Source organism: Natronosalvus amylolyticus (assembly GCF_024298845.1).
GTDB classification, from domain to species: Archaea; Halobacteriota; Halobacteria; order Halobacteriales; family Natrialbaceae; genus Natronosalvus; species Natronosalvus amylolyticus.
Window position 1 is genome coordinate 48,064 of sequence record NZ_CP101159.1, and the last position, 17,095, is coordinate 65,158.

Genomic DNA, 17,095 nt, shown 5'->3' on the forward strand with positions numbered 1-17,095 from the left:
AACCGTGCGGACTGGGCAATAAGTGTTCTTGGCTCCAACGTTGCGCTTCGATCGCCCGGTATTGCCGTTGACGACACCATGGTTCGCTCAAGATGAAATGTAGTTAATTAACTGTGTGGCCACGTCCTCGGTTCGTTCGTCCACCAGAGAAGTCATATGGAACTCTACCTCTGGTGCACTGTTGAGGGTTACGAGCGTCCACGGGAGGACGTGACTTCGTTCCCCGAGTGGCTCGCCTTCGTAGTCGTCGTCGCGGAGCGTGAGTGACTCCTCGTGGTAGGTCTTCGTGGAGATCAGGACGGTAATAAGCTGTACACCGTGGTTTGGAAATTGAGGTGTTCCCAAAACAAGCATCGGACGACCTTTGTCGGAGAGCGGATCGGTTCCCCAGATAATGTCGCCACGTTCCAGTTCACCGAACGCGGTCACTGCACTTCCTCCATCTCGTCAGTTTTCAACTCCTCGAGATGCTCCTCACCGTACTGCTCGTCTGCAGTCTGGTGGTGCTGGTGAAGCCGGTAGGCGGCTCGAAGCTGATCCTCGTCGTCTGTGATCGCCCAGTACGGACGCTTATGCCGTACAAGATTTCGTTCCTTTAGTCGCGAGAGGATGGCACTGACAGCGTCCGTATCTAGGTCGAGTTGATCAGCGATCGTCGCCGCCTTCCACGCCCGGTCGTCGTTCTCATCGAGGAACAGCACGATTCGCTCGGTGTCGTTTCGTTCCTCGAATTCATCGTCGTCGGCGTTCTCGAACTCGTCGATATCGATGGTACCGCTCGACATAAATTACTGTTGGTTCCGTGGATGCATAGCTATTTGGATGTTTGTTACGGGAGGGGAACACTAACTCAGAAGCAGGTCAGATTCCGTCATTCATTCTGTCGGCGGCGTGATGAGGTGCTCCTCGAGGTTGCACGTCCATACGTCGCTGGGCCTCCGGGACTTCAGCGTCCACAGAACTGGAGTGATCCTTCGAGAGGTTCGAATTCTACCCGGAACCGCGTGAGTGCTGCAAGTGCGTTGACGACCAATTCACACCCGTCGCAGGCGTAGTGTTCGCGTTCGTCAAGATCTGGCCGCGTTTGAATGACAGTGTCAACACAGATCGGGTGAGAGATTCGTTCGTCTTTTCCCCAGGAATATGCCTCGTCGGCCTCGGTACCTGACGAAGCGTCAAAGAAGGCGCAGCCAGCGAGCGTATACTGCATCACTCACCGCCCTTGTCTGCGTTGCGAGCAGCCGTCAAGCATCGATGGCCCCAAAAATCCGCTGCTGGAAGCACAATTGAGAAGATTCGGCGAAAGCCCGGCAACTCACGGCTGGTGGCCGTGAGCAGCCCGGAACGTGGAGGTGGGTGGGGCGGTGGGTCGTGGGTGATCGGGCACCAACAAAAAGAGACCTTATCGACTACTCCCACCACCGACCGCGCTCGGGGAAGATGATTTCCGACCAGTGAGTCAGCGCGATTGAACACCGTCCATTGTACCAGTTCTTCGCCGCCGCCCTGAACCGCACTCGCTCACCCTCACGAACCATCGTCTGATTGCTCTTCGCCCAGATCGTGAACTTCGTCCGACCAGTTTCGTCCTCGAGCAGCCCAACCTGTTGAATCGCTGGACTCGAGGGCTCCCACAGTTCGATCACACGGCCTTCCACACTGACCTCGCCTCTCCTAATCGACTCGAGCCTTCCAATCGGCACAATCGTTCCTGCCTCATGTTGCATCTCTTCTTTCGTCTCCATCACCGCCTCGAACAGATCCGAACCCTCGAGAACCCGACTGGCGATCCGCTTTCCGATGACCGCTCGCGTGTACCCACCGGTGACGTCCGCTGCCAACCGCTGTGCCTGCCGATTGACCTGACCCAATTTCACCCCTCCAAGTTCCTCTCGAGGATCGACGTCCTTGCCCGGCCGTTGATTCCGTCGTGCCTGTTTAACCACCGCTCTCGTTCGCTCCGCTCGTCCCTCCTGTCGACCGAACGCTGCCTGTGCACTGATTCGCTCGAGTTCTTCCTCTCTGGCTCGAATACGCTCTTCCTGGGCTAAGGTCACACCGTAGATCCGATCCTCGTTGGTGTCGACCATCCCGTCTGGGTGGTTTGCATCCACCTTCGCCTGAATCTCCATCTCCACCGTGGCCCGGAACTTTGGCGTCTCATCGACGACGTCCTCGTGCTCCGCTTGATCCGTTTCCTGCTCGTACGCCTGTTCATCGACCGAAACGACCTTACTAACCGACTTCTTACTAGACATTGGAGTTCATTCCAAAGGCGCTCACTCGGCGTCTTTCCGACACCACGACTCTCCAGCCCTGACTCTCTCGCTGTCCAACATTTCATCATACGCGTCTCGCTCGCGCCTTCGTAAGCGCCCGTCAGGGCGCGAGCGAGACGTATCGAACTACCAAACCAGTAACGCGCGGCGCTTCAATCGGAGCGAGCGTCCAGTTTTAAGCCGCTTACGTGTCTGAGCGGGAGCGAAGACCGAAAGCGCGCTTAATACTGGCATCCGAAGAGCGAGAGTGAACAAAGAGCAGAAGCGGGGAGCGGGACGTGCCTTCACTGAAGAGAACTACCACCCTCCACAGCCAGCGGATTGATCCACGTGGGTGGGATCGAAAGGGACTGACGCACTCGGGGAACCCCCCCCTCCCCAACGACGCAAGCACCGAAACGGAGTGAGGCGCGCAGCAAGTCGCGGCACTCGAGCGAGTCAGGGGCTTTCAGGGTCTACTTGTCGATCTCGTGGCACTCGTGGATAACGGGACGAAGTGCCTGGAGGATGATCTCGGCGGCCAGCGGCGAAAAATCGAGATCATCGGCCATCAAACGGTGGTGTTGTCTCGCCGCGTTCACGTGCGACCGTGTGGGTGAGCGCCGTCGTGAGGCCGGCGACGCCGTGGCGGTCGATGTAGGTGTCGACGTCACCGTTGGTCTCGCGGCGACCGACCGCGGCGATCAGCGCTGGCGTGCGTGATCGTGTATTCACGTCCATTCGCATCTGTCACGGTCTGGTCGATCTCGCGGGCAGTGTGCCGACGAGGCTGTCCATCGTAGATCCTTTCAACGATGCCGGCGTCGACGAGCCGATTCACGTAGCTGTAGGCCGTTCCCTGTGCGAGCTCGAGTTCGTCCATCAAGTGGACAGGGTCTCGCAGTTCGAGCACGCGTCCTTCGACGCTGACGTCGCCGCATCCCTGAGTTTCAGACGACCTCGTGAGTCTAGGAGCCACAACCCACGACTAAAGGTCTGGGTCGCGGTCGTCAAACATAACTCGTGCTAAGAGCCAGTACGCTGGGAGGAGGGCAATAATCACTTCAGTTGGTAGTCCAAGAATAATCCCAGTCTGGTGTTGCACTATTGACAAGACCAACGTGAAAACTGGTGTAATAACCGTACTCGGAGCAACGAATCTCTCTGAAAGATTCCACCGCTTGTATTCGTAAGCAACAATAGCGCCAAATGCCGCCACAGCGGCTAGAGCGTAGAGTTCCGTATAATCGTTAATCGGATGGACACCTTCATAGAGGCCATACACTCCCACAGCTTGACCAAGAGCCAGTATTGCGAGGTAAGCCATTGCAAATGATTCGCTGCCTGCAATCTGGGTAGCGCTCTCAGAGTATCTGCCTCTATATTTGTCAATTGATATTTTGTACCATGCAATTCCAAAACCAAGTGCGACAATTAAGGAAATCGCAATCATTCCATATTTAGATAACATTCTAGGAGAATTAAAGTAGCATGTGTTTATAAAAGCTTCGTAGATTTAGTTCGATAATTGTATGCATTCGTGACTGGGGTGATGGTTTTGGGTAGGAAACAGTGTGAGTGCCATATCTGAAAGTTCCCCATTCTTTGCATATTTCGAGTGAACTGAGACTTTTTCCTGATGCCACGGCCAAGAGTGAATCACTGATAATAACGACGATTACTCGTGCAAAAAGCTGCGTTCACTACGGAGGTCAGCTTCGACGCCACAACTGCCACACCTGGGTTCGGAGTAATGACGAATCCCCATCTTTCTCGGAGGTTGATTCAGTGGTTCCCTCGGAGCCGTTCTCCTGTTGTTCAACGATCGATCGCCACCGCTGACGCTCTGCTGTGAGTTGTTCGATCTGGTTACCCTGATTGGCAATGGTCTGCTTCAACTCGTCGATATGGGCCTCAAGAAGGTCGTTCTTTTCTTCGAGGCACACTCGATCAATCCGTTCAGAACCCCGTTCTGCAATGTCTGCCCGAGAATAGAAGCAGTATCAGTATCAACAGCATTCACTGACGTCTCCACAGTAAAACGTTGTCGGCTCGTAGAATTCATTCGTTGCAGCGATTGCGCGTTCGAGGATCTTCTCTCCGTATGTCGATCTATCGGAGTGGTGGATGTCGTCCCATTTTCCTCTGATGGATCCTAATTGTGGAAACAAACGATCCATATGCATTCGATTCCCACTCGTCCAGAACGCCAGCAGACAGTACAGTGCAATATCGGTTTCCGACTGACTGTCGTATCCATTGGTGTTGTAATATAACAACTAATTATAGAAAGAAAGAGGGGTGGGGGATTAATTATATAACTAAGTCAATCGGTATGGATGATTACCAAGGAGGTCACTAGTCACCAGCTCGAAGTGTCCTGAATCACGGCAACCAGATTTTACGGTTCGATAACGGATGTCGACTTCCGATCTCAGTTCGATACTCGGTACACTGTCCCGTCTAGTCCCCCGAAATACAGTTCCTCTCCCGCGAAAGCCGCCCATCGCGTCGATATGGACTGGTCTACCCGCCAATACGTCCCTCCGTCTCGGCTGTCGACAGCGGTAATTCCGTTCGACCCAAGAAAATACACAAGATCGCCGTCGCTAACTGCAGGGGCTAGCGTGGTTCCTGTCTGAACGCTCCAGAGTATTTCGCCAGTCTCTCGATCAAGTCCGTATGAGACCGATCCGTTATTTGCAGGGACACAAACTACCCGATTCGTGATGGTAAGCGGCGTCTGTAACACGCCTCCAAGTGAATCGAGAACTGATATTTCCCACTCTACGTGTCCTGTGTGTACATTTATTGCCATCACGTTTCCGTTCCGCAGCCCGATGAAAAGCGTTTCATCGAGAATTGCAGGGGGAACCGTTATCGGGGCAGCAACAGGCGTCGTCCATTCTTCTTCGCCCCCTGGATCGACTCTAACTATCATCCCATCAGCATCTGAGGAGAACCCGGCTCCGAAAACAGACTCATCATGTACGGCGATGCCCGAAAGGCCGACCGGTGGGTTGTGAGTCCAATGTACTGTCCCATCAAGCGCGTCGTAAACCCTAATTGACGGGACGGACGAGGCGACGACGTACAGCCGCGATCCGTCAATGATAGGATACGTACTGTAACTTGTTCCATGAGAGATCGTCCAGTACTCCTCGCCTGTGTCAAGGTCGACTGCGGTGATCGCTCCGTCCGAGGACACGTACACCACACCATTAGCTATCGATGCTGCCGTTTGTCCGCCAGCGTCGCTCGAAATCTCCCACCTTATCCCGTCCTCGTTGAGCGCGACTGTCTCATTCGAGGCCGCTACCGTAATCTCTCGAGACGTAACGAGTGCAGATACTCCCGTATGCAAATTGAACAGCGAGGACACCGATGGCTGTTCTTTGATTGGTGTGGCGTAGAGATTTGTACCCGTATTCCTGCTGTCGAAAAATGGGTGGGGCCACGACTCTCCGCTCGTATCAGTCCGTTCAGGATCGATCACGGTGCGATCTTCGATGGATTGTTGACATCCGCTCAGGAGGGCCGAGCCACTCGCACAGTAGAGACAAAAACCTCTCCGACTGACTCCAGTACCTTGCATTTACTCACAATACGGTAGTCGAAAATATAAGTGCGTCCCTCTACGGACAGACTGAAACCATGAACGTGTCACTGACCTCGCGCTCGATCGTCGAACCGTACCACAGGGTATCGAATTCGCAGTGGAGTCGCGAGCGGCCGAGATTCCAACTAGTCGGGCTGTCGTCACAACCTTCGGCTTTCTCGAACCTCACGCTGCTTCCGGGTTCGATCTGAAGCGGAGATGAGGCCGTATCATCTGTGTTCGGGTCGAAATCCCATGCGGCGGTGTCCACATAAGAACTCGTATCACTATTGTCATCACGTGAGACGTCCGGCTGAGTATACTCCCAGGTGATGCTCGCATCGGCACCGCCCGTTCCGGCGGTGATCGAGTAGCTACTGTTTACTGAACCATTCTCGCTGCCGGACGGATCCGTAGAACGTAACGTCGCGTCAGGAAGCGCAACATCGTAATTCTGCCTGATGGACATTTCATCAGTATAATACATGTATGGGTACTCTTGATCACTCGGATCCGCGGTGTGGCGCTCTGGAAGAGCGCGGTAAATCCCTTGCATGGCCCAGAGATCATCATCGATATCAATGTCCCCCGTAAACTCGTAGATCGTGACATCGTGCTGGCAAACGTTGTCGCCGTTCGCCGGATTGCCATCTCGGTCAAACACATTTGCACGAGCGGTCCATTTTAATCCAACGTCCGGGTTGTCTCCTGCCGGTGTGACCGATTGAGTGAAGTCTGATTGTGTATTTCGCTCTCGCTCGTACGCTGATCTCACTGACTCGGCGCCTTCGATGCGGTCTTTTAGACCGATGATTTCCTCGTGTTTCGACTCGATGTCCGCTTCGTCGTCCTCCTCTGAATGTCGAAGAATATGGGTGATTTCGACGCCGTGTTCATCTACCGTGTGTAAGTACCCAACTATTTGTTGCTTTTCAGAGACTTCTGGAACAGCATAGGCTCTAGTGGCTTTATCAGCAGTTCCGTTTGGTTTCGAACGTCCCTCTTCGTCTCGTCGCTTCTGGAGGGCGAGGATCTCTTCCGGCTGCACAGGATTCTGTGTACTTCCAAAGAGAGCGTCTACGCGGTTTTTGTTCGTTCGTTTCCCGCTGACACTGCTGGACAGCGCAAGTCCGGACAGCACCGCTGCCCCACTTGTACGCAGTACGGCTCTTCGATTCATTTCGATTTGTTTTGATCTATCTATCATTAGCACTTAGATGCTTGTATTGGTTTATTTTATACTTTGCGTAATAATTAGATATTTAAATAGTGCTTTCAGAAATCATTTCTGAGATCGATTCGACTCGGCTTCCACCATTACCCAGAGCCGCGCTCCGTTTATTCCTAATTCACAACCTTCTCGCGTATGAACTCGTGATTCACCACATCGACGTTGGCCAGGCCGACGCCACGCTTTTGATCGAACCCTCTGGTGAGACGATGCTCATCGATTCCGGTGACTGGCGCCAAGGAGGCTCCGACGTGATCGAGTACCTCGAGGCACAAGACGTCGATCGGATCAACCATCTCGTTGCGACCCACGGCCACGCCGACCACATTGGTGGTCACGATGTGATCATCGAGCACTACGAAACTGAACTGGACGGCATCGGTACAGCTTACGACTCTGGCGTGGCAGCCACGAGCCAGACGTACGAGCGATACCTCGATGCCATCGAAGAGTACGATGTCGAACTTCTGATCGTCGAAGAGGGCGACCACTTCGAGTTCGGCGAGGCGGACGTTAACGTCCTCAATCCACGTGCAGGTGACTCAGGCTCAGACCTCCACTACAACAGTGTAGCACTCACCATCGGATTTGGCGAGTTCTCCTATCTCACCACAGGCGATGTGGAAGCCGATGCCGAACAACGGATGGTCGACGAACACGGAGACCAACTTGTGGCAGACGCATATCAGGCGGGCCATCACGGTTCGACGACGTCCTCAACAACGCCGTTCATGGATCAAGTCACACCAGACGTGGCGGTCATCTCGAGTGCGTACGACTCCCAGTACGGCCATCCACACGACGAGGTTCTCGAGGACTTTGCCGATCGAGGAATCGAAACGTACTGGACTGCGGTTCACGGCGATGTCGTACTCACGACTGACGGGAGCAATGTTGAACTCAAGACGGAACACGAGTTCTCGACTGATGCTGGGGATCTCCTCGAGGAGAAACCAGATGGCGATGACGACACACAGGCCTCGCTCACCCACCCGATTGACGTGCCTACAGCGCCATTAGCAGGCTAATGAGTGAGACCTACACCGTAACGCTCGATCGGATCGTCGACGGAAGGACAGCGGTGCTCTTGCTCGAAGAGGACGGCGAGACCGTCGATCAACTCGACATCGACGTAACGATGCTGCCATCAGAGGCTCAGCACGAAGGGGCAGTTCTCGAAATCACTGTCGAAGCACGCGAACTCTGTGAAGTCGAATACCTTCCTGAAGTCACACAGTCTCGCAAGGAGTCTGCACAGGAGCGCCTCGATCGTCTCTCGACGAGGTTATCGGATCGAGAGTAACAAGTTCAGTCCGTAATTGTTCCCTCGAGCTTTGCAGGGAGTCGCTGCAGGCAGGTCTCCAGAAAACTTAGTGGCGCTTCCGCCTCGAGGTGTCCAGGTTCGTGGACTAAATCCTCATCAGTCTCGATCTGAAAGTGAGTTACCCCAAGGTCTTCGTGGTCGTCATCTTTATGCCATCCCAGACTGACTGCATCGTCGGCCCACTGCACACGCTGAACATCAGTGCCAGCACGAGGACGCCAGGAAACCTCAAAAGTAGCCTGCTGCCGCGGGGAATTCTTTCCCTAAGAACATCTCCGTATCAACGTCAACAACAACAGATCTGGGACGAAGTCGCGACGGTCGATATTGGACGTTGGAGAAACCAGGTTCTTTTTCGAGGCGTTCTTTGATCCGACGAAGTCCTTCGAGCCGAGTGAATCCTCGGCCTCCAGCAAGAAACAGTACCATCCGTTTGTCAGCCTTCCTGTGGAAGCGTCTCTGTACCCATCTCCCCGATACGCGGATCTGCGTCAAGCCTCGTCAGTGAACTCTGCAGGCTGATGGCAAGCTGAAGTGCTTCCCGTACCAGGATATTGTACTCCCATTCCTCGATTGTCTCGAGGCGCTCACGTCGATCGCTAGACGACAGATCCTCACGTCCAATACTCCGGCGAAGTTCTTCGAGTGACTCGACGTCGTAGGCTGATTTCCACGAGTCAATTTCGTCACCGATTGCACGCAATTCGTTGGTGAGTTCGTCTACAGACTGTTCTTCAGCGAGGGTACGGACTTCGCGCAGGAATTGCGTGACGTCGTCTGGCTTGTAGCACGTACCGTCAGCTGTTTCGACGGCCTCGAGGTCGCCCTGATCGGCCATGCGATCGAGATATTTGGCAGCCGTATCCCTCGAGACGTCTGCCTCTTCAGCAATCCAGCCAGCATTTTGTGGCGTCGTTCGAGTCAACGCAACATGCCTGACGCGATCAGCAGCGTCCATCTCCGCTGGCCACGCACGTGATTGATCGCTCATTGGTCCCTGTAGAGCCGCCTCGGACTAATAGTTTGGCATACTTACGAATTATTTCGTGTCTCTCGCTAAGGAAGTTGTCTGATCGGTTTGAGCACGAAACAGTCACGTCGACACGTTGCATCGAGATCCGGATCTGATGTCTCTGGACGAGACCGTGCCAACCTGTTCACGAGCTCTGTCCGAAGTTCCTCCCGACCAAGTGTCTCGGTATGCCAACCAACTCGAGCATCGTAGTGGTGTTTTGAGAAGATCTCTCCTCGAGGGCTCTCTGCGGCATACTGTGTGCGTTTGGTGCCCCAGAGATGTGACGACCGGTACTCGGCAGCGAGGTCTTCATGTGTGAGTTCGATCAGAATCCACTCCACGTACGAGACGATCGAGACTCTGCTCCGGTTGTTTGGAACAGAGAGGTGTCGACGAGTCTCCCGTGACGTGGCCGATATCTCTCGAGGCGTCTTGTAGCCGACTCCCAGTTCCGGTGTTGGTGGTTCAGAACTCATAGTCAGTGAGGGGAGTCTATGATTCCCCTCACCCTTTCGGGGATGAGAAACCGTCTTGGTAAGCGGCGAAGTTGCTCGAGTAACTGTTCTCCTTGAGGGTTACCCCATGAATCGGCTAGAAATTTCTCTTGTGGGGGGTAACTATGGGAATTGATTGGGTTCTTATACTTTTAAATGTCATAGATCGCAATCATGTTGAAATCAACGTGCAAGACTTAGAGGATGTATTCAGCAGATCTTATCTCGTAACTACGGAATAGAAATGGATCAAAAACTATGAGTTACAGTGCTAATCCCTACAGTTACGTGCTATGATCTATAACTCTCTCAAGTAACCGGGCGAGGCAGTCGATTGGGCAGCGAGGATCGACCATACGCACACGTGATTCTTCGTTAAAGAAAATAATTTCGGCACTATATCGGCCGCGTCGGCCGTTTACTCGTCCGAGCCCGAGGAATCGCTGTCGATCTTTTTGACTGTCGAACTTTCGTTGTCCGAGTTGAACCTGCCCTTCGACGTCTCCTGGCCGCTCGACTCGAATCCAGATTCAGATGCGGCGTCGGCCGCGGATTGTCCGGATTCGCTAGAATTTCCGTCGTTGCTCATACAACAACTGCGATTAATGTTCCGAGTATAATAAAGACTACGCCCGCGATTAATGCTCGTTTTGCCTTGTTCACGGTATCTCCATTGATTTCTGTCTTCACATTGACTCGGTCGATCCAGCCTTCATAGTCCTCTAGTGTCTTATAGAGATATTCAATCTCAGAAGGATCAGTGGACCGTATACTTCGAAATGAATCACTGCTTTGACCGATCACTACAGTTTGTGCTTCCTGCCCTTCTGTAGCGAGATAGACTGAGATACCGAAGCAAATCAAGCCTACAGCGATGAAACCCCCACTGAGATACGTAATCGATAACGATGGGAGTGCGTTTGCAACAGCCGCGATGTAGACTGTACCTATGATCCCGTTCAACTGTACAATTCGCCATGCTTTGTCGGCGACATCGTTGAACGCTTCGAGCTGTTGATCCAGTGTCCGACCAGCTTCTTGCAATGCGTGGCGATACGTCTCGATATCGTATGCCGTATCGGTATCCGGATTATCATCGCTGCCGTTGTTGTTTTGGTCCGATATCTCGGTCTGCTCAGGCACATCCTGATAAGAGAATGGGTTTACTGTAAGTGTTTATCTAGAAGTCTCGTAATCCATTGGATGAAGATATACTATGGCCAAACCCTTCCATCCGAATGTTCTCATGGAACCGCCCGATCACGACCCCATCCTCGTATTTCAAGCTCCAATTCGTGCCTTCTTTACGCATGCTTGCCGTGCAAGACTCGCGCTATATATTCAGCAAATACCATTTCAACTACTGGACAGAATCGAAGCAAAGCTATGAATTATGTTGCTAATCCCTCTATCTGGGAGATCAGCTTCGCCGCCACAATTGTTGCATCCGTATTCGTAGTGATGACGAACTCTCATCTTTCTCGGAAGCTGACTCAGTGGTGCCCTCGAGGTCGTCCTCTTGCTGTTCAACGATCAATCGCAACTGCTGGCGCTCTGCTGTGAGCTGTTTGATCTGGTCACGTTGGTCAGCAATGGTCTGCTCCAACTCGTCGATACGAGCCTCAAGAAGGTCGTTCTTTTCTTCGATATACACTCGATTAATCCATACAGAGCCCGGTTCCGCAATACTACCTTCGGGAATAGAAGCAGTATCGGAGTCAATATTAGCAGCAGCATCCACTGACGTCTCCACAGTAGACGTTGTCGGCTCGTAGAAGTCATCCGTCGCAGCAATCGCGCGCTCAAGGGTCTTCTCTCCGTATGTCGATCCATCGGCGTGGTGGACGTCGTCCCATTTCTCCCGGATGAGCCTTGACTGTCGAAATAGCCGATCCATCTGCAGTCGGTTTCCACCGGACCAGAACGCCAGCAGACAGCTCAGTGCCATATCGGCTTCCGACTGACTGTCGTATCCACTGGTATTGCCTCGCCACAACTGATCGAACTTCTCTCCGTTACTCGCTGAGCGAGCTTTCTCGAGCAGAATCTTGTCCTCAAGGCCGAGCGTCTGGCTCTGGCTCGAGTCATCACGTCGCCCGTTAGTGGTAGCGTCGATGTCGTTGGTGGTATCGTCTTCAGCGACGAACTCCTCGTGAACTGCCTCGAGGGCGTCTTGGCGTTCGTTGATCGACGTCGGCGTCCCGTCGACGTGGTCTGCAGTTACGGTGAAAAAGCGAGACTGGTCGTACATCTCGATACCGCCGCGCCGGTTTCGACCGTCCGGAAGATCTCCTTGAATGAGGATGTGATAGCCCGTTCCGGATGGGGAGACTTCAGTGTAGGAGTCGAGTCGTTGGACGATCTCCTTTGCTTCCGGATCCGGCCTTCCCGTGACTGGATTTCGGCACTTATCCAGATCGATCCCAACGAGTGGATCCGTCCGCGTGAACACGAACCCGATTCCATCTGCTTTACCAGTATATGCATACTCGAGAGCCGTCTCGAGATCACTCCACGTACGATCGTCCGTCGACGATGCAAAGTCGCCGGTCTCCGGATCAACTGGGATCTTCGTCGTGTCGCCATTTCGTTTTTCTTCTCGCCAACAGATCCACTGCTCGCGAACACACATCTCCATTGGTAAAATTGACTTATCAATCATAGATTCAACAGCCACACTCTATTCCAGTGCTCTGGCTGCCACTGTTCTCCAGTCCAACAAACCGCACACCAAGGGGCCGCCTCACAGAATACGCACTCGAGGTCGCACCACCATTCGACGCAGTTTCTGCCCTTCCCAGTCGACCAACAGCAGTTCCAATGGGCACCCCCCGTTCTTTCTCACTTGGTTTTTGCCGTAACAGATCCCCGGAATCGTGCGAATTCCTGTGCTGTAACGCCTCTACAGAACGTACGGCATCGCGCCGTCGAAGGAACGGTGTTACAGCAAACTCTACTCTGCCGTAACACCGCTCTGTCTGGCGTTTTTCCGGTAGTACGTTCGGGTTCCACAGTCTGTGCCACAATTCTCCCGGGAAATGCTGTACAACGGCTTCTCGATCGGTTTCAGCAGATCTCATGCTATTCCTCGAGTATCCCTTGGTGATCCAGTTTGAGTCCCTCGTAACACCGGACAAGCTCACCGTCACGTCGCTCCGTTATTCGATTGAGCTCGATGTGGTTGCCTAACCGACGGGCAAACCAGCTCTTGCCATCCGGATCAATGTCATGCTGTTTTGCCCACTGTTCATAGCAATCGTAGACAGTGCCAGCAGCGACCGTACTGGTCGGCTCTTCGCTGAGAAACAGACTTACAAATCGCCCAACAACTGCATCCGCATCATCAGCAATCTCTGCTAGTAGTAGTTCGCTGGGATCGAACGAAAGTTCCTCTTCATCACTACACCCAATAGGTGAATCATCGTCATCGTATTCGAGTAGTGTTTCAAGTGCGGCAGTCTCCCCATCTCTATAGACGGCCGGTTGACCATCGGTTCGAAGGACGACGATGGAATAGTTATCAGAACCATAGCCGGGGTAGGAAAACTCAGCTTCAGGAACAAACGGCTCCATGATTCGAGTCCACTTCTTCGAGAACGACTCTTTCGAGTCATAGACATACTGTACACCCTGTTCGGAGACGACGTACTCACCAGATGTTTGATCGTAGCTGTACACTGCTGGTACGTGGTCTCTCGAGAGTTCGGCTATCGATGCGGTCTCTATGAGAGTCTTACCCTGGCCGTTCTCCAAGACGAGGCGTCCATGCTCCCGTTTCCAGACCGTCTGTGCACTGTGTTCCGTAACTGGTCGAACTGCTGTTACGCCACCGGTGGCTGTTGCACCGCCGTTGAACGAGAGAGCCTGGTCCTTCGTGTATAATCGAATCTCACCGGTCGACAGTTCTCGAACAGGCGATGAGAGTATTCCAGTAACCCGATCTGCCCAGTACATCTCTGGTTCGTCGGCTTCGACAACGAAGACGGGATGTTCACCGGCGTCCTGTGCCTTTCGAAGATTTGCCAGGACTTGTGCTGGATTCTCAGGAGTCGTCGTTTCTACCTCGATCGCAAAGGTCTGTTCACAGTCAGGGTGAACTGCCCTCGCGTCTGGCTGTTCGCTCCCATCCTGTTTTGGGATCGAAACTGTACAACCGATCTTCGTGAGTGCAGCCTCAATCTGTCTGATCGCCTCATCGTGGCGGATACTACCCGATGTCCGACTTGAACCAGTATCCGGTGCTACGATCGATTCCCCAGCAGCTGTGAGTCGAACGACGATGTCACGAGTGGTCTGACTCAAGTCCACCTCGAGAAGACGCGACTGTCGACGGACAGCAGCTATTTCCTCGTGGGTTGGTGGTTCGGCATCCACTCCAGCAAAGGCCGTTTGCAGCTCTGTGTCCACTACTTTCGCATCCACCCACCCATTGTCTTCGCGACAGTCCTCTCGTAACTGTATATTTCGAATAACATGAACGAGTGCGTGATCTAGGTCTGAACTGTCCACACCGAGGATGTCTTGGAGTGAGACTGGAACGTCAGCAAATGACGTTGTCGACTCACGAACGCCAAATTCTCGGCGCGTACGGCCGTGGACTCGAGACAGCGCCTCCTGGAACTCTTGCTCTTCGCCTACAGAAAGTGGATCATCACTCTCTGGGTGACCAGCGGGGATCGGGAGTGGCTTGATGCTGAACGGATACGGACCCGTCTCTCCAAACACAGGGCTCGGGAGTTGGGTAATCCACTCACCCCGAGGCAGTGAACGCACCCGGTTCGCGAAGGCTGTCGGATCGAGGTCCTCGTGAGCCATCGCCCGTGCCAACTCACGATCGACGTTCACTTTGCCAAGGATCGGACTTCCAATGTTGTTGAGCGCGTTCAGGTACACGCGTCGGCCACCCTCTGCTTGCATCTGCTCTGGGAACTGCATCGACAATCCCACTGAGAGACGGAAACTGCGTCCTTTCTCGAGCAAGTCGTTGAGCACGTCAGAAACGACAACGGAGGCAGCCTCGTCGATAAGGAGGTTTACGACATAGTCATCCGGTCGTTGATTGAGGTTGTCTTCGTGTGTCCTGAGCGCATCCTCGAGAGAGGTGAGGATAACGCCGGTCACCATCCGTGCAGCATCTTCGCGTAGGTCGCCGAGGTCGAACAGAATAATCTGGTTGGTGTCGAGAAGCTCTCTGAAGTCGAATTGTGGATCCGTGTTGTTGAAGATTCTCCGAAGGTGTGAGTCCTGCGAGATGTACGCGAATCGGTTACTGACCCCACCCATGATGTTCGCGAACGTCCGACCGTCAGACTGGAGCTGGCGGCGTATTGTTCGCGTGACCTCTGGATCGATCGATTTCGGGATTGCGTCTTCCTGAGGATTTGGCGGGCCAGCCTGCCAGAGTTGATCAAGGGCATGCTCGAGCTGATGGTGGGCGAAGTAGTCCTCAGAAGCACGGTGACGTCCGTTTTCCCGGCCGTACTTCTCGTCGAACAGGGCTTTGATCAACGCCTCGATCAGGAGCGGAGAGGCAGTCGCCCGTTCGTACCGATCACGACCCATGACCAGTTTCAGAATTTCTTCGTAGTGATCGACTTTCCGTTGGACAGTATCGACACGCCGTTGCCCGTGTGAGAGTCCAGGCGTGAGGTTGAAAAACGAAAACCCAGGAAGCGTATCCGGTACCGAGAAGTGAAGGACGTTCTCCTCGAGATCATCGACTCCGAAGCGCCGAGCGTGAGCCCGAAGGTAGTTTTCAGTCATTCCATCGCCTTTCGGATCGACGAGGATTATCGGCCCATCAGTACTCTCATACAGTGAGAGCACATCGTTGATCAATGCCTTCGATTTCCCGGCACCAGTGGTCGCTGCTCGAAGGTAATGCGTCGGAAGCAACGGTGGAGGGATTCGTGTTGGCTCACTTTCTGGTGACCCGTTCTCATCAATCGCATACCCGATAGCCATTCCCTCTCGGAATTGATCCATCAAGTCCGGGTTCGGACGTGGCAATGGGTTTCGGCTGCGCTGTTCTGAACGCGCGCCTCGAGAGCCCTCGACGGTCAAATCATCGGCACTCGGGACAACAACCACGTTTGCGAGTTCGTCCGCATTGAACACGAAATCTGGCCGCTTCTTCCCGCTACCAGTGATCATCTCTCCGTTGAGAACTCGATCGAGATGGCGCTGAGCTCGTTTTTTCTTCTGACTCGAAAGGAAGCCTTTCTCTCGGATACGGCGTCCATTGAGTTCGTAAAACGGGCCATCGAGTGGATCGAGTGCTGCCTTCAACTGCTCGAGTTCGGCGCGGATCTCAACATCGTCATCACGAGCCATTGCAACAGCTCGAGCATTGACGGTGAACGTTCGGCGTGGGTGTTTCCCATCGATCCGCCGAATACGGTTTTTTGTCTCCTGAGACAGCTCTCGATCTGCAGGATCTGCATCGACAGGCTCGAGCCACGAGCCGATGAGGTCTTCAGCCCAGGTATCGCGTCCCTCTTTCAGATTGGATGTTCGGATTTCGGCATCATCCCGCCAGTCAGGTTTTCGCTGCCAGAGAATCTGATAGACCGTGGGAACGGTCATCTCATGGAGAACCTCAACAACGGCCGAAAGCGGTGGTCGCTCTGATTCGTACTCCTCATCGGGTTCCTCGACCACAAACGGTGCGATGGTCGTCATCCAGTCTTCTTTGCGCCCAGTTTTGCCGAGCCATTCGACACCGAGTGGAGAGGGGGTCGGGGGTTCGTCTTCTACGTCGCCTTCATCGGAACCTTCCAAATCAGTCTCTCCCGAATCAGTTCGAATATCCTCTTGATTCAACGCCCCCTGTTCCTCAGACTCGAGATCTTTCTCCGCCAAGTCGGATTCAGGTATGAGGACTGCCTCGAGATCGAATTCTGTTCGCATAACCGTGAACGTAGTCGGGTAGATCGACCTGAGACGCTTCTCGAGCGTGTTGAGGTGTTCTTCCTGGTTGACTCCGTAGTAAAACTCTACTGGTGCTTCAGCACCCGCACAGACAGCGAGGAATTCGAACGTCGGAGGGGAGGTGTCCACTCTAGGACTCACCCGGCTCCAGAAACTCTCTGCGGCTGGGTTCGACAGCTTATGAAGGCTCTCAAGAGCTGCCGGAATATCGATCCGATGGAGTGTCCCTGACGTCGGTGTCACCT

16 protein-coding genes and 1 pseudogene are annotated in these 17,095 nt (G+C 53.7%); 2 read left to right on the top strand and 15 right to left on the bottom strand.

Annotated features, from left to right (window positions below; all coding sequences use genetic code 11):
* Positions 1 to 87 precede the first annotated feature (87 nt).
* The 9 genes and pseudogenes from NLK60_RS17675 to NLK60_RS17710 all read right to left on the bottom strand — a co-directional run bounded on the left by NLK60_RS17675 (position 88) and on the right by NLK60_RS17710 (position 7,069).
* On the bottom strand, positions 88 to 429 hold the full coding sequence (locus NLK60_RS17675; RefSeq protein WP_254810788.1) for a PemK-like protein: 342 nt from the start codon (positions 427 to 429) through the stop codon (positions 88 to 90).
* Positions 426 to 785: a MarR family transcriptional regulator gene (locus NLK60_RS17680; RefSeq protein WP_254810789.1), complete on the bottom strand. Its 360-nt coding sequence runs from the start codon at positions 783 to 785 to the stop codon at positions 426 to 428. Before NLK60_RS17680 ends, NLK60_RS17675 begins: the two co-directional genes overlap by 4 nt.
* 161 nt (positions 786 to 946) lie before the next feature.
* The gene (locus NLK60_RS17685) at positions 947 to 1,210 is read right to left on the bottom strand and encodes a DUF7558 family protein (protein ID WP_254810790.1); all 264 of its coding nucleotides are present in this window, start codon (positions 1,208 to 1,210) and stop codon (positions 947 to 949) included.
* A 199-nt stretch (positions 1,211 to 1,409) separates the two neighbouring features.
* A complete protein-coding gene (locus NLK60_RS17690) occupies positions 1,410 to 2,258 on the bottom strand; it encodes a DNA-binding protein (RefSeq protein ID WP_254810791.1) in 849 nt (282 codons plus the stop codon).
* A 476-nt stretch (positions 2,259 to 2,734) separates the two neighbouring features.
* Positions 2,735 to 3,144: pseudogene (locus NLK60_RS17695) on the bottom strand (DUF7437 domain-containing protein); the annotation flags it as partial.
* A 102-nt stretch (positions 3,145 to 3,246) separates the two neighbouring features.
* On the bottom strand, positions 3,247 to 3,729 hold the full coding sequence (locus tag NLK60_RS17700; RefSeq protein ID WP_254810723.1) for a hypothetical protein: 483 nt from the start codon (positions 3,727 to 3,729) through the stop codon (positions 3,247 to 3,249).
* 538 nt (positions 3,730 to 4,267) lie between these two features.
* On the bottom strand, positions 4,268 to 4,537 hold the full coding sequence (locus NLK60_RS19740; RefSeq protein ID WP_425499087.1) for a phage NrS-1 polymerase family protein: 270 nt from the start codon (positions 4,535 to 4,537) through the stop codon (positions 4,268 to 4,270).
* A 155-nt stretch (positions 4,538 to 4,692) separates the two neighbouring features.
* Positions 4,693 to 5,754 (bottom strand): outer membrane protein assembly factor BamB family protein, encoded by a 1,062-nt coding sequence (locus tag NLK60_RS17705; protein ID WP_254810724.1) that lies wholly within the window; start codon positions 5,752 to 5,754, stop codon positions 4,693 to 4,695.
* 139 nt (positions 5,755 to 5,893) lie between these two features.
* Positions 5,894 to 7,069, bottom strand: a complete 1,176-nt coding sequence (locus NLK60_RS17710) for a hypothetical protein (RefSeq protein WP_254810725.1) — start codon at positions 7,067 to 7,069, stop codon at positions 5,894 to 5,896.
* A gap of 134 nt (positions 7,070 to 7,203) precedes the next feature.
* Between NLK60_RS17710 and NLK60_RS17715 the strand changes: the two genes are divergently transcribed.
* Both NLK60_RS17715 and NLK60_RS17720 read left to right on the top strand, forming a co-directional pair.
* Positions 7,204 to 8,115, top strand: a complete 912-nt coding sequence (locus NLK60_RS17715; protein WP_254810792.1) for a ComEC/Rec2 family competence protein — start codon at positions 7,204 to 7,206, stop codon at positions 8,113 to 8,115.
* On the top strand, positions 8,115 to 8,390 hold the full coding sequence (locus tag NLK60_RS17720; RefSeq protein ID WP_254810726.1) for a DUF3006 domain-containing protein: 276 nt from the start codon (positions 8,115 to 8,117) through the stop codon (positions 8,388 to 8,390). Before NLK60_RS17715 ends, NLK60_RS17720 begins: the two co-directional genes overlap by 1 nt.
* Before the next feature lie 5 nt (positions 8,391 to 8,395).
* Here NLK60_RS17720 and NLK60_RS17725 read toward each other — a convergent pair whose 3' ends face one another.
* From NLK60_RS17725 to NLK60_RS17745, 6 genes are all read right to left on the bottom strand, one after another.
* Complete coding sequence (locus NLK60_RS17725) at positions 8,396 to 8,599, bottom strand: hypothetical protein (RefSeq protein ID WP_254810727.1); 204 nt, start codon at positions 8,597 to 8,599, stop codon at positions 8,396 to 8,398.
* 248 nt (positions 8,600 to 8,847) lie between these two features.
* The gene (locus NLK60_RS17730; RefSeq protein WP_254810728.1) at positions 8,848 to 9,402 is read right to left on the bottom strand and encodes a DUF7342 family protein; all 555 of its coding nucleotides are present in this window, start codon (positions 9,400 to 9,402) and stop codon (positions 8,848 to 8,850) included.
* Between the two features lie 65 nt (positions 9,403 to 9,467).
* On the bottom strand, positions 9,468 to 9,902 hold the full coding sequence (locus NLK60_RS19825; RefSeq protein WP_484555229.1) for a DUF8030 family protein: 435 nt from the start codon (positions 9,900 to 9,902) through the stop codon (positions 9,468 to 9,470).
* 603 nt (positions 9,903 to 10,505) lie between these two features.
* Complete coding sequence (locus NLK60_RS17735) at positions 10,506 to 11,063, bottom strand: hypothetical protein (protein ID WP_254810729.1); 558 nt, start codon at positions 11,061 to 11,063, stop codon at positions 10,506 to 10,508.
* 277 nt (positions 11,064 to 11,340) lie between these two features.
* Positions 11,341 to 12,582, bottom strand: a complete 1,242-nt coding sequence (locus NLK60_RS17740) for a phage NrS-1 polymerase family protein (RefSeq protein WP_254810730.1) — start codon at positions 12,580 to 12,582, stop codon at positions 11,341 to 11,343.
* Between the two features lie 419 nt (positions 12,583 to 13,001).
* Complete coding sequence (locus tag NLK60_RS17745; RefSeq protein WP_311136952.1) at positions 13,002 to 16,979, bottom strand: DUF87 domain-containing protein; 3,978 nt, start codon at positions 16,977 to 16,979, stop codon at positions 13,002 to 13,004.
* Positions 16,980 to 17,095: the final 116 nt, after the last annotated feature.

Excerpts from the sequence above, each read along its gene's own strand:
- NLK60_RS19825 (WP_484555229.1), bottom strand. The coding sequence starts at position 9,902 with ATGAGTTCTGAACCACCAACACCGGAACTGGGAGTCGGCTACAAGACG.
- NLK60_RS17730 (WP_254810728.1), bottom strand. The coding sequence starts at position 9,402 with ATGAGCGATCAATCACGTGCGTGGCCAGCGGAGATGGACGCTGCTGAT.
- NLK60_RS17690 (WP_254810791.1), bottom strand. The coding sequence starts at position 2,258 with ATGTCTAGTAAGAAGTCGGTTAGTAAGGTCGTTTCGGTCGATGAACAG.
- NLK60_RS17685 (WP_254810790.1), bottom strand. The coding sequence starts at position 1,210 with ATGCAGTATACGCTCGCTGGCTGCGCCTTCTTTGACGCTTCGTCAGGT.
- NLK60_RS17720 (WP_254810726.1), top strand. The coding sequence starts at position 8,115 with ATGAGTGAGACCTACACCGTAACGCTCGATCGGATCGTCGACGGAAGG.
- NLK60_RS17700 (WP_254810723.1), bottom strand. The coding sequence starts at position 3,729 with ATGTTATCTAAATATGGAATGATTGCGATTTCCTTAATTGTCGCACTT.
- NLK60_RS17740 (WP_254810730.1), bottom strand. The coding sequence starts at position 12,582 with ATGATTGATAAGTCAATTTTACCAATGGAGATGTGTGTTCGCGAGCAG.
- NLK60_RS17680 (WP_254810789.1), bottom strand. The coding sequence starts at position 785 with ATGTCGAGCGGTACCATCGATATCGACGAGTTCGAGAACGCCGACGAC.